General features: G+C 72.3%; 12 protein-coding genes. 9 read left to right on the top strand and 3 right to left on the bottom strand.

What is annotated here, in order from left to right:
- The 9 genes from VLJ82_RS01380 to VLJ82_RS01340 all read left to right on the top strand — a co-directional run.
- Positions 1 to 816 (top strand): helix-hairpin-helix domain-containing protein (locus tag VLJ82_RS01380; RefSeq protein WP_408661529.1); only part of this gene is annotated, 816 nt, incomplete at its 5' end.
- Positions 817 to 943: 127 nt separating this feature from the next.
- A complete protein-coding gene (gene rapZ, locus VLJ82_RS01375; RefSeq protein ID WP_408661528.1) occupies positions 944 to 1828 on the top strand; it encodes an RNase adapter RapZ in 885 nt (294 codons plus the stop codon).
- Positions 1828 to 2967 carry a gluconeogenesis factor YvcK family protein gene (locus tag VLJ82_RS01370; protein ID WP_408661527.1) on the top strand — a complete coding sequence of 380 codons (1140 nt, stop codon included), beginning with the start codon at positions 1828 to 1830 and terminating at the stop codon, positions 2965 to 2967. Before rapZ ends, VLJ82_RS01370 begins: the two co-directional genes overlap by 1 nt.
- Positions 2967 to 3947 (top strand): DNA-binding protein WhiA, encoded by a 981-nt coding sequence (whiA, locus tag VLJ82_RS01365; protein WP_408661526.1) that lies wholly within the window; start codon positions 2967 to 2969, stop codon positions 3945 to 3947. Before VLJ82_RS01370 ends, whiA begins: the two co-directional genes overlap by 1 nt.
- A 225-nt stretch (positions 3948 to 4172) precedes the next feature.
- Positions 4173 to 5177: a type I glyceraldehyde-3-phosphate dehydrogenase gene (gap, locus tag VLJ82_RS01360; RefSeq protein ID WP_408661525.1), complete on the top strand. Its 1005-nt coding sequence runs from the start codon at positions 4173 to 4175 to the stop codon at positions 5175 to 5177.
- A gap of 47 nt (positions 5178 to 5224) precedes the next feature.
- A complete protein-coding gene (locus tag VLJ82_RS01355; RefSeq protein ID WP_408661524.1) occupies positions 5225 to 6451 on the top strand; it encodes a phosphoglycerate kinase in 1227 nt (408 codons plus the stop codon).
- Positions 6452 to 7252: a triose-phosphate isomerase gene (gene tpiA / locus VLJ82_RS01350; protein WP_408661523.1), complete on the top strand. Its 801-nt coding sequence runs from the start codon at positions 6452 to 6454 to the stop codon at positions 7250 to 7252.
- Between the two features lie 147 nt (positions 7253 to 7399).
- A complete protein-coding gene (secG, locus tag VLJ82_RS01345; RefSeq protein ID WP_408661530.1) occupies positions 7400 to 7633 on the top strand; it encodes a preprotein translocase subunit SecG in 234 nt (77 codons plus the stop codon).
- 74 nt (positions 7634 to 7707) lie between these two features.
- Entirely contained in the window at positions 7708 to 8052 is a 345-nt protein-coding gene (locus tag VLJ82_RS01340; RefSeq protein ID WP_408661522.1) for an RNA polymerase-binding protein RbpA, read from the top strand.
- A 66-nt stretch (positions 8053 to 8118) separates the two neighbouring features.
- Here VLJ82_RS01340 and pgl read toward each other — a convergent pair whose 3' ends face one another.
- The 3 genes from pgl to zwf all read right to left on the bottom strand — a co-directional run.
- Positions 8119 to 8901: a 6-phosphogluconolactonase gene (gene pgl, locus VLJ82_RS01335; protein WP_408661521.1), complete on the bottom strand. Its 783-nt coding sequence runs from the start codon at positions 8899 to 8901 to the stop codon at positions 8119 to 8121.
- A 5-nt stretch (positions 8902 to 8906) separates the two neighbouring features.
- Positions 8907 to 9881 carry a glucose-6-phosphate dehydrogenase assembly protein OpcA gene (locus VLJ82_RS01330; RefSeq protein ID WP_408661520.1) on the bottom strand — a complete coding sequence of 325 codons (975 nt, stop codon included), beginning with the start codon at positions 9879 to 9881 and terminating at the stop codon, positions 8907 to 8909.
- A gap of 46 nt (positions 9882 to 9927) precedes the next feature.
- Positions 9928 to 11318: glucose-6-phosphate dehydrogenase (gene zwf / locus VLJ82_RS01325; protein WP_408661519.1), on the bottom strand; the 1391-nt coding region annotated here is incomplete at its 5' end.

Raw genomic sequence — 11318 nt, 5'->3', positions numbered from 1 at the left:
ACCAACGTGGTGGCCAGCATGGTGGTCTTCGAGGACGGGCTGGCCCGCAAGAGCGAGTACCGCCGGTTCGCGATGCGCGAGAGCGGCGGTGACACCGACTGGATCGCCGAGGTGATCCGGCGCCGGTTCGCCCGGTACCTGTACGAGACCGCCCAGACCGAGGACCCGGTGGAGAGCGCCGCCGACAGGCAGGCCGCACCGGCGGGGCAGGCTGGGCAGACCGCCCAGGCCGGGGTGATCGCTGCCGGCCGGACCAGTGTCGGCTCCGGCCGGACCGTTGCCGGCCGCCCGGGCCCGCTCACCGAGGACGGCCGTCCCAAGAAGTTCGCCTACCCGCCGAACCTGGTGGTGGTCGACGGCGGCGCGCCGCAGGTGGCGGCGGCCCAGGCGGTGCTCACCGAGCTCGGCATCACCGACGTGACCCTGGTGGGGCTGGCCAAGCGACTGGAGGAGGTGTGGCTGCCCGAGGAGGACCACCCGCTCATCCTGCCGCGCAGCTCCGAGGCGCTGTACCTGCTGCAGCGGGTGCGGGACGAGGCGCACCGGTTCGCGATCACCTTCCACCGGCAGAAGCGGTCGAAGTCGATGACCACCTCCGAGCTGACCGGCATTGCCGGGCTCGGGCCGGCCCGCCGCAAGGCCCTGTTGAAGCAGTTCTCCTCGCTCAAGCGGCTGCGCGCGGCGTCGGTGGACGAGATCGCCGCCGTGCCGGGCTTCGGGCCGGAGCTCGCCCAGCGGGTCGCCGACGCGCTGGCGGCCGGCGCCGCCGACCGCGAGCCGGCGGTGAATATGGCCACCGGCGAGGTGATCGGCTAGCAGAATCTCCCAGGCATGCCCTGTCCGGACAGCAGGTTCGGCCCGTCCGGGCCGATCTGTACTCAGACCGGCCCGCACTGACCGGCAGATCCGCACCCGATCGACCTTGAAGAAGGAGCCCGACACGATGCCCGGTGCCGAACACGGCGCGTTGGAAACGGTGATCGTCACCGGCCTGTCCGGAGCCGGCCGCAGCACCGCCGCGAAATGCCTGGAGGACCTCGGGTTCTTCGTGGTGGACAACCTGCCGCCGGAACTGGTCGCCACCATGGTGGACCTGGGCAGCCGCAGCCAGGGTGCGGTGACCCGGCTCGCGGTGGTGATGGACGTCCGCAGCCGGGCGTTCTCCACCGACCTGACCGGCGTCATCGCAGAGCTGGAACGGCGCGACCTGCAACCGCGGATCCTGTTCCTGGAAGCCAACGACCACGTGCTGATCCGCCGATTCGAGAGCAACCGCCGGGCCCACCCGCTGCAGGGCGACGGCCGGCTGTCCGATGGCATCGTCGCCGAGCGGGAGATCCTGGAGCCGCTGCGCGACATCGCCGACCTGGTGATCGACACCTCCGACCGGTCCGTTCCGCAGCTGCGGCAGGCCATCGAGCAGGCCTTCACCAGCGAGGGCCTGGCCCTGCCCGAGCTGCGCGCCACCGTGGTCTCGTTCGGCTTCAAGTACGGGCTGCCAGCCGACGCCGACCTGGTGGTGGACGTCCGGTTCCTGCCCAACCCGTACTGGATACCCGAGCTGCGGATGCTCACCGGCGAGGATCCGGAGGTGGCCGACTACGTGCTCAGCCAGCAGTCGGCCGAGGAGTTCCTCGACAAGTACGTGCCGGTGCTGCAGCTGATCGGGGCCGGCTACCGCCGGGAGGGCAAGCACTACCTAACGCTGGCGGTCGGCTGCACCGGCGGCAAGCACCGGTCGGTGGTGATGAGCCGGGAACTGGTCCGCCGGCTGACGAACCTGGGCATCCGGGCGACCGCGGTGCACCGCGACCTGGGACGCGAGTGATGGCCGCGCGAGTGGCCGGCCGGCCGCGGATCGTGGCGCTCGGCGGCGGCCACGGCCTGTACGCCTCGCTGTCGGCATTGCGGCTGCTGGACGTCGAGGTCACCGCGGTGGTCACCGTCGCCGACGACGGCGGCTCGTCCGGGCGGATTCGCCGCGAGCTGGGGCTGCTGCCGCCCGGCGACCTGCGGATGGCGCTGTCGGCGCTGGCCACCGGCCTGCTGCCGCCAGGCGGTCCGTCTCGGGCGGCCGGTTCCGCCGGCCTCGACGGCGCAGCCGACCCGATCCCAGCCGGCTCGATCCCAGCCGGCCCGCTCCCAGTTGGTCCGGCCGGCCCGGCCGGGCTGCCCTGGTCGACGGTGCTGCAGCACCGGATGGGTGGTGCCGGCGCGCTGGCCGGCCACCCGATCGGCAACCTCTTGCTGACCGGCCTGATGGAACTGCACGATGACGCCGTGACCGCCCTGGACGCCGTCGCCGGCCTGGTCGGTGCCCGCGGCCGGGTGCTGCCGATGTCGCCCCGTCCGCTGGACCTGCTGGCCGAGGTCACCAGCGTCGACCCGGACGACCCGGTGCAGACCCGCAAGATCCGCGGCCAGTCGGCGATCGCCGCCACCGCCGGCCGGGTCCGATCGGTCCGGCTGCTGCCCGCGAACGCCCCGGCCTGCCCGGAGGCGGTGCAGGCGATCCTGCAGGCCGACGCGGTGATCCTCGGGCCGGGCTCGTGGTTCACCAGCGTGATCCCGCACCTGCTGGTGCGCGGCCTGGCCAAGGCCCTGACCGCCACCAGCGCCCGGCTGATCACCGTGCTCAACCTGGAGCCGCAGGTCGGCGAGACCGACGGCTTCTCTCCGGAGGAGCACCTGCGGGTGCTGCACGAGCACTGCCCGCAGTTGCGGGTCGACGTGGTGATCGCCGACCAGGACGCGGTGCTGGACCGGCAGGCGCTGCAGGCATACGCCGGACGCACCGGTGCGCGGCTGGTATTGGCCCCCATCGCTGCGGCCGACGCGCGGGCAAGGCATGATCCCTGCAAACTCAGTAAGGCCGTCGCCGATGCGGCCGGGCTGGGGTGCACCGACGGCGGCGGCCTGCCCCGCGGCCCGCTCGACGAAGGCCCGCTAGACGAAGGAGCCCGCTGATGGCCATGACCGCTGCAGTCAAGGACGAACTCAGCCGGGTGAACATCACCAGGGCACCGGCCCGGCGGGCCGAGATCGCGACCCTGCTGCGGTTCGCCGGCGCGTTGCACCTGGTCGCCGGTCACATCGTCATCGAAGCCGAGCTCGACACCGGGTCGGTGGCCCGGCGGCTGCGCAAGGAGATCGCCGAGGTGTTCGGGCACACCGCCGAGATCCAGGTGGTCACCGGAGGCAGCCTGCGCAAGGGCACCCGATACCTGGTGCGGGTGAGCAAGGACGGCGAGGGCCTGGCCCGGCAGGCCGGCCTGGTGGACCTGCGTGGCCGGCCGGTCCGCGGGCTGCCCAGCCAGGTGGTGGCCGGCACCCTGTCCGAGGCGGAGGCGGCCTGGCGCGGTGCGTTCCTGGCGCACGGCTCACTCACCGAGCCGGGCCGGGCCGGCGCGCTCGAGATCACCTGCCCCACCAACGAGGCGGCGTTGGCCCTGGTCGGCGCCGGCCGGCGGCTCGGCATCCTGGCCAAGGCCCGCGAGGTGCGCGGTGCCGACCGGGTGGTGGTCCGCGACGGCGACGCGATCGGCGCGCTGCTCACCCGGCTGGGCGCGCACGACTCGGTGCTGGCCTGGGAGGAACGCCGGATGCGCCGGGAGGTGCGGGCCACCGCCAACCGGCTGGCCAACTTCGACGACGCCAACCTGCGCCGGTCCGCCCGCGCCGCGGTGGCCGCCGGTGCCCGGGTCGAGCGGGCCATGCACATCCTCGGCTCGGACGCCCCGGAGCACCTGCTGCAGGCCGGCCGGCTGCGGCTGGAGCACAAGCAGGCCTCGCTGGAGGAGCTGGGCAGCCTGTCCGACCCGCCGATGACCAAGGACGCGGTGGCCGGGCGGATCCGGCGGCTGCTGGCGATGGCCGACAAGCGCGCCCAGGACGAGGGCATCCCGAACACCGAGGCCGCCGTGACGCCAGAGATGCTGGCCCCCTGAGCCGGTCCGTCCGGCACGTCGTCGCATCAGCCGCCGGCCGGGCCGATCGGGCTACCCGCCGGTAACGGCCTGGCAACATCGCGACCGGACCCACCCGATAAAGTTGGCCTGGCCTCACTGAATTCTCAGAGCCGTCCCGGCTCGAGGAGGCCACGGTCAGCAGCGTCGCGGCCAGGCACGACAGTTGAGTTACGCGCAAGCACACGACGTAAAGGGAGACCTGCAGTGACTGTTCGGGTGGGTATCAACGGCTTCGGCCGGATCGGGCGCAACTTCTACCGCGCGCTGCACGCCTCCGGCGCCGACGTCGAGGTGGTGGCCGTCAACGACCTCACCGACAACAAGACGCTGGCCCACCTGCTCAAGTACGACTCGATCCTGGGCCGGTTCCCGGCCGAGGTGAGCTACGACGAGCAGAACATCGTGGTCGCCGGCACGCCGATCCGGGCCCTGGAGGAGCGCGACCCGGCGAACCTGCCGTGGAAGGAGCTCGGCGTGGACGTCGTGGTCGAGTCCACCGGCTTCTTCACCAAGGCCGCCGACGCCCGCAAGCACCTCGACGGCGGCGCGAAGAAGGTCATCATCTCCGCACCCGCCACCGACGACGACATCACCATCGTGATGGGCGCCAACCACGAGAACTACGACCCCGAGCGGCACCACATCATCTCCAACGCCTCCTGCACCACCAACTGCCTGGCGCCGCTGGCCAAGGTGCTGCACGATGCGTTCGGCATTGAGCGCGGCCTGATGACCACCATCCACGCCTACACCCAGGACCAGAACCTGCAGGACGGCCCGCACAAGGACCTGCGCCGGGCCCGGGCCGCCGCGCTGAGCATCATCCCCACCTCGACCGGCGCGGCCAAGGCGATCGGCCTGGTGCTGCCCGATCTCAACGGCAAGCTCGACGGCTACGCGCTGCGGGTGCCGGTGCCCACCGGCTCGGCCACCGACCTGACCGTGACGCTGTCCCGCGAGGCCAGCGTCGAGGAGGTCAAGGCGGCCTACAAGGCAGCCGCCGACGGTCCGCTCAAGGGCTACCTGGTCTACACCGAGGACCCGATCGTGTCGGCCGACATCGTCACCGACCCGGCGTCGTGCATCTTCGACGCCACCCTGACCAAGGCGATCGGCAACCAGGTCAAGGTGGTCGGCTGGTATGACAACGAATGGGGCTACTCCAACCGGCTGGTCGACCTGGTCGGCTACGTCGGCACCCGGCTGTAACGCCCGGACGAGCAGGACGACTGGCCGACAGACGCGGAGGCGAGCGGATGCGCACGGTAGACGATCTGTGCAGGGTCGGGGTGGCCGGCCGGCGGGTTCTGGTGCGCTGCGACCTGAACGTGCCGCTGTCCAAGGACGGCCCGCCCAAGGTCACCGACGACGGCCGGATCCGGGCGTCGCTGCCGGTGCTGGTGGCGCTGCTCAACCGCGGCGCCCGGGTGATCGTCGCCGCCCACCTGGGCCGGCCGAAGGGGGAGCCGGAGGAGAAGTACTCGCTGCGCCCGGTGGCCGACCGGCTGGCCGCGCTGCTGGGCAGCCCGGTGGAGTTCGCGCTGGACACGGTCGGCGAGAGCGCCCGGCTGCTGGCTGACGGCCTGGCCGACGGCCACCTGCTGCTGCTGGAGAACGTCCGGTTCAACCCCGGTGAGACGTCGAAGGACGACGCCGAGCGGACCAGGTTCGCCCGGGCGCTGGCCCAGCTGACCGGCGGCGAGGACGACGGCGGCGCCTACGTCAACGACGCCTTCGGCGCGGTGCACCGGGCGCACGCCTCGGTCTACGACGTGGCCCGGCTGCTGCCGCACTACCAGGGCCCGCTGGTCCGCGACGAGCTGCAGGTGCTGCGCCGGCTGACCGGCGAGGCGGGCGAGCTGAAGCGGCCGTACGTGGTGGTGCTGGGCGGGTCCAAGGTGTCGGACAAGCTGGGCGTCATCTCGGCCCTGCTGCCGAAGGTGGACCGGCTGCTGGTCGGCGGCGGGATGTGCTTCACCTTCCTCAAGGCGCAGGGCCACGAGGTCGGCGACTCGCTGCTCGAGGCGGACCAGGTCGACACCTGCCGGCAGCTGCTGGAGAGCTCCGGCGACAAGATCGTGCTGCCCACCGACGTGGTGGTCTCGGCCGACGTCTCCGACGACGCCGAGACCCAGACGGTGCCCGCCGACGCGATGCCGGCCGGCCAGAAGGGGCTCGACATCGGGCCGGACTCGGTGGCTCGCTTCAGCGAGGCGCTGGCCGGCGCCGGCACCGTGTTCTGGAACGGCCCGATGGGGGTCTTCGAGGTGCGCCCGTTCGCCGAGGGCACCCGGGGCGTCGCCGAGGCGGTGGCTGCCTGCGACGGGTTGACCGTGGTCGGCGGCGGGGACTCGGCGGCGGCGGTCCGGGCGCTGGGCATCGACGCCAACCGGTTCAGCCATATCTCCACCGGCGGCGGCGCGTCGCTGGAGTACCTGGAAGGCAAGACCCTGCCCGGCGTGGCCGTACTCGAGGAGAGCTAGATGGCTGGTTCCGCGACGACGCGGATGCCCCTGATCGCCGGCAACTGGAAGATGAACCTCAACCACCTGGAAGCCCTGGCCCTGGTGCAGAAGGTGGCCTTCAGCCTCAAGCCGCAGCACTTCGAGGCGGTCGAGGTGGTGGTGCTGCCGCCGTTCACCGACATCCGCTCGGTGCAGACGCTGGTGGACGGCGACAAGCTGGCGTTGCGCTACGGCGCGCAGGACCTGTCACCGCACGCCGCCGGCGCCTACACCGGTGACGTCGCGGGCCCGATGCTGGCCAAGCTCGGCTGCAGCTACGTGGTGGTCGGGCACTCCGAGCGCCGGGAGTACCACGCCGAGTCCGACGAGCTGGTCAACGCCAAGGTCCGGGCGGCGTTCGCCCATGGGCTCACCCCGATCCTGTGCATCGGCGAGCGGCTGGAGGTGCGCGAGGCCGGCGAGCAGGTACGGCACTGCGTGGACCAGCTGACGGCGGCGCTGGCCGGCGTGCCGGCCGAGCAGGCCGCCTCGGTGGTGATCGCCTACGAGCCGGTGTGGGCGATCGGCACCGGCAAGGTGGCCACCCCGGCCGACGCCCAGGAGGTGTGCGCCGCAGTGCGCGGCCGGCTCGCCGAGCTGTACGGCCCCGAGCTGGCCGGCGGCGTCCGGATCCTCTACGGCGGCTCGGTGAAGTCGACCAACGCCGGTGAGATCGTGGCCCAGCCGGACGTCGACGGCGCCCTGGTCGGCGGCGCCAGCCTGGACGGGGCGGAGTTCGCCGGCATCTGCATCGCCGCGGCCGGCGGCCCGAAGGCGTGACCGGCGAGGGCCGCTCCGCAACCGCGTGCGGGGACCAGTTGCGGGCTGAGCGCCGGGTCGGCGCGGTCGAGCAGGTATCCTCGTGGCACCCGCCCCGCCAGTCCGGCGACGGCGCCGAGACCTGAGCGAGGCCACCGAACTCCGATGATGATCACGTTGCTGTCGATTGTCCTGATCCTTGCCAGCCTGATGCTGATGGTTCTGGTGTTGCTGCACCGCGGCAAGGGTGGCGGCCTGTCATCGATGTTCGGCGGCTCGCTGTACTCCAGCCTGTCCGGCTCCTCGGTGGTCGAGCGCAACCTCGACCGGCTCACCGTCATCGCCGGCCTGGTCTGGTCCATCTGCATCATCGGCCTCGGCCTGCTCTACAAGGCAAGCTGACACCTTTAGCAGAATCAGCGGGATCAGCGACCAACCCACGCTTTTCCGAACGAGAAGGTAGAGGAGCCGGGCTAGTGGCAGGTGGCAGCGCGATTCGCGGCAGCCGGGTGGGCGCCGGGCCGATGGGAGAACGGGAGCGCGGTGAGTCCGCCCCGCGCCAGTGGGTGTCGTTCTTCTGCGCCAACGGCCACGAGACCAGGCCGGCCTTCGCGCTCGAGGCGATGGTGCCCGACACCTGGGACTGCCCGCGGTGCGGTTTCCCGGCCGGCCGCGAGTCGGCGACCCCGCCGGCCGCGCCCCGCAACGAGCCGTACAAGACCCACCTGGCCTACGTGAAGGAACGCCGCTCGGACGCCGACGGCGACGCGATCCTGGAAGAGGCGCTGGCCCGGCTGCGGGCCCGCCGCGGCGAGCTCTGACCCTTACCCCTCCGAACCCGGCGCCTTGAGCAGGCCGCCCCGGTTGCGGCGTGCCCGGCCAGCGGTTCAGAGAATCGGGCGGCCGTCGGGGTGCCGGGGCAGCCCGGCGGCGGCATCCCGGTCCACCAGCCACAGCGTCCGGAACCGCCCGCGCGGCCCGGCCGAGGGCACCTGCACCCGGCCCGCCCCAGACAGCGCCAGCGCCACTGCGCGCGCCTTGCCGGCCCCGGACACCACGAACCAGATCTCGTTGGCGGCCGCCAGTCCCGCGAAGCTGAGCGAGATCCGCAGCGGCGGCGGCTTGGGGGAATTGCGTACCGCGATCACCGGGCCGGACTCGTCGTAGGCGCTGGGGTGCCCGGGGAACAGCGAGGCGCAGTGCCCGTCCGGGCCGACCCCGAGCAGCAGCACGTCGAAGTGCGGCAGCAGGTCCGGGTCGTCCGGGCGGCGGGCGGCCGCCAGTTGCCCGGCGTAGCCGGCCGCGGCGTCGTCGAGGGTGCCGTACTGCCCGTCACTGGCCGGCATCGGGAACTGCCGGGCCGCCGCGAACGGGGGATGGGAGAACAGCAGCCGGTTGGCCGGCCCGTCGTTGCGGTCCTCGGAGTCCGCCGGGACGTAGCGCTCGTCGGCCCAGAACACGTCCACCCGGGACCAGTCCACCGAGTCCCGGGCCGGGGTGCCGGCCATCGCCGACCAGACCCGCTCCATGATCGAGCCCGCGGTCAGCGCCAGCGCGGCCCGGCCCCGGTTCTGCTGGGCCCGGGCCAGGGTGGAGATCACCCGCACCGCCACGTCCTCGGCCAGCTGATCGGCGGTTGGCTGGACGATCAGCTCCGGCTGTGCGGGCATCGGCCTCAGGCCTCCTGCCGGGCCAGCGCCGGGTCGTGCCAGATGTGGGTACGCACCGGCGAGCGGTCGTTGAGCCCGGTCATGCCGGTGACCGCGCCGAGCGCCTCGCCGTAGGGCTGGTCGGCGTCCAGCCGGCGCAGCTCCTCGGCCAGCATGTCGCCGGTGGTCCGCTGCGGGAACGGCTGGAGGGTGTCGAGCTGGCCGGGCCGGCGCATCAGCAGCTTGTAGCCCTCGTTGGTCATCTGCACCGTCCGGCCGTCTTCGAACTCGACCGAGACGCCGACGATGTACTTGCCCTGGGCCTTCTCCACCGGCACCGGAAAGCCCAGCCGGGAGGTCAGCCAGCCGGCCAGCAGCTGGGCGGACGGGTCGGCCGGGTTGCCGCTCACCACCACCGACTTCGCCGGCACCGACGCGGTGTCGAACGCCGCGGCCAGCGCCGCCCGCCACGGCGTGATCACCGTCCAGGTCAGGTCGGTGTCGCCGGGGGCGTAGTCGATGGCCCGCTGCCGCAGCGCCTCGGCCGGGTCGGCGTCCCGGATGACGTTGGTGATCCGGCGGTCGGCGAACACCCCGAGCGGGTCGTGCGCGATCACGGTGGGGGTCTCGGAGTACCACCAGGCGACCACCGGGGCGTCCGGCGCCAGCAGCGGCAGGGTGACCGACTCGGCGTGCAGCGCCAGCCGCCCGAACATCCGCAGCACCACCGCCTCGCCGGGGCCGTGCCGGCCGCCGATCGACACCTCGGCGTCCAGCCGCGGCACCGGGGCGTCGATGTGGTGGCGCAGCACCATGATCACCCGCATCGGGTGCTTGGCCGCCGCGGTGGCCACCGCGGCCTCGACGCTGGCGGTGTCCTTCTCCTCCAGCACCACCACCAGTGTCAGGGCCAGCCCGCTGGTCACCGCACCCCCGGAGCGGCGTTCGGCGGCCAGCGCCTGCACCACCGCGGTGCCGGTGGTGTCCCACAGTGTGGTCACAGCGACCCTCCTCTTTCCGGGGACCGGGTCGCGGCCGGGCGGGCGGTCACGGCCGCCGCCAAGTGCGCCCGTCCCGGGCCAGCATCTCGTCAGCGGCCTTCGGGCCCCACTCGCCGGCCCGGTAGGCGGCCGGTTCCTGGCCGGTCCAGAACTCCTCCAGCGGGTCGATCACCCGCCAGGACGCCTCGACCTCCTCGTTGCGCGGGAACAGCGTGGCGTCGCCGAGCATCACGTCGAGAATGAGTCGTTCGTACGCTTCCGGGGAGGACTCGGTGAACGCCTCGCCGTAGAGGAAGTCCATCGACACGTCCCGGACCTCCATCATCGAGCCCGGCACCTTGGACCCGAACTTCAGCGTGACGCCCTCGTCCGGCTGCACCCGGATCACCAGCTGGTTGTGGCCGAGCTCCTCGGTGTCGGTGTGGCTGAACGGCAGGTGCGGGGCCTTCTTGAACAGCACCGCGATCTCGGTGACCCGGCGCGGCAGCCGCTTGCCGGTGCGCAGGTAGAACGGCACCCCGGCCCAGCGCCGGGTGTCGATGCCGAGCCGGACGGCGGCGAAGGTCTCGGTCTTGGAGTCCTCCGGCACGTCCTTCTCGTCCCGGTAGGCCGGCACCCGCTCGCCGGCCAGCCAGCCCTGCTGGTACTGGCCCCGGACGGCGTAGGAGCCCAGGTCGAGCGGCAGCCGGATGGCCCGCAGCACCTTGAGCTTCTCGGTGCGGATCGCGTCGGCGGTGAACTCCACCGGCTCTTCCATCGCGGTCAGCGCCAGCAGCTGCAGCAGGTGGTTCTGCAGCACGTCGCGGGCGGCTCCGGTGACGTCGTAGAAGCCGGCCCGGCCGCCGATGCCGACGTCCTCGGCCATGGTGATCTGCACCGAGTCGACGTAGTTGGAGTTCCAGACCGGTTCGAACAGCTGGTTGGCGAACCGCAGTGCCATCAGGTTCTGGACGGTCTCCTTGCCGAGGTAGTGGTCGATGCGGAATACGTCGTCGGCGGTGAACACGTCGTCGACCAGGTCGTTGAGCTCCTGCGCGCTGGGCAGGTCGTGCCCGAACGGCTTTTCCACCACCACCCGCCGCCAGCCGCCGGAGCTGGCGTTGTCGGCCATCTTGGTGCGCTCCATCTGCTTGAGCACCACCGGGAACAGGTTCGGCGGGATGGACAGGTAGAACGCGGCGTTGCCCTTGATGCCGTGGCTCTGGCGCAGCTCGTCCAGGGTGCTGGCCAGGGTGTCGAAGGCCTCGTCGTCGTCGAAGGAACCGGGCACGAACTTGACGTCGCCGGCCAGCCGCTCCCACACCTCGTCGTTCCAGTTGGTGCGGGCGTGCTCCTTGGCGGCCTTCTTGGCCAGCGACTCGAAGTCGCCGTCCTCCCAGTCCCGGCGGGCGAAGCCCAGCAGCACGAAGTCGGCCGGCAGCAGGCCGCGGTTGGCCA

The sequence above is a fragment of the Jatrophihabitans sp. genome, assembly GCF_035474675.1.
Taxonomy (GTDB): domain Bacteria; phylum Actinomycetota; class Actinomycetes; order Mycobacteriales; family Jatrophihabitantaceae; genus Jatrophihabitans_A.
The sequence above is the reverse complement of the archived record's forward strand: the minus strand, read 5'-3'. Positions and strand labels throughout refer to the sequence as shown.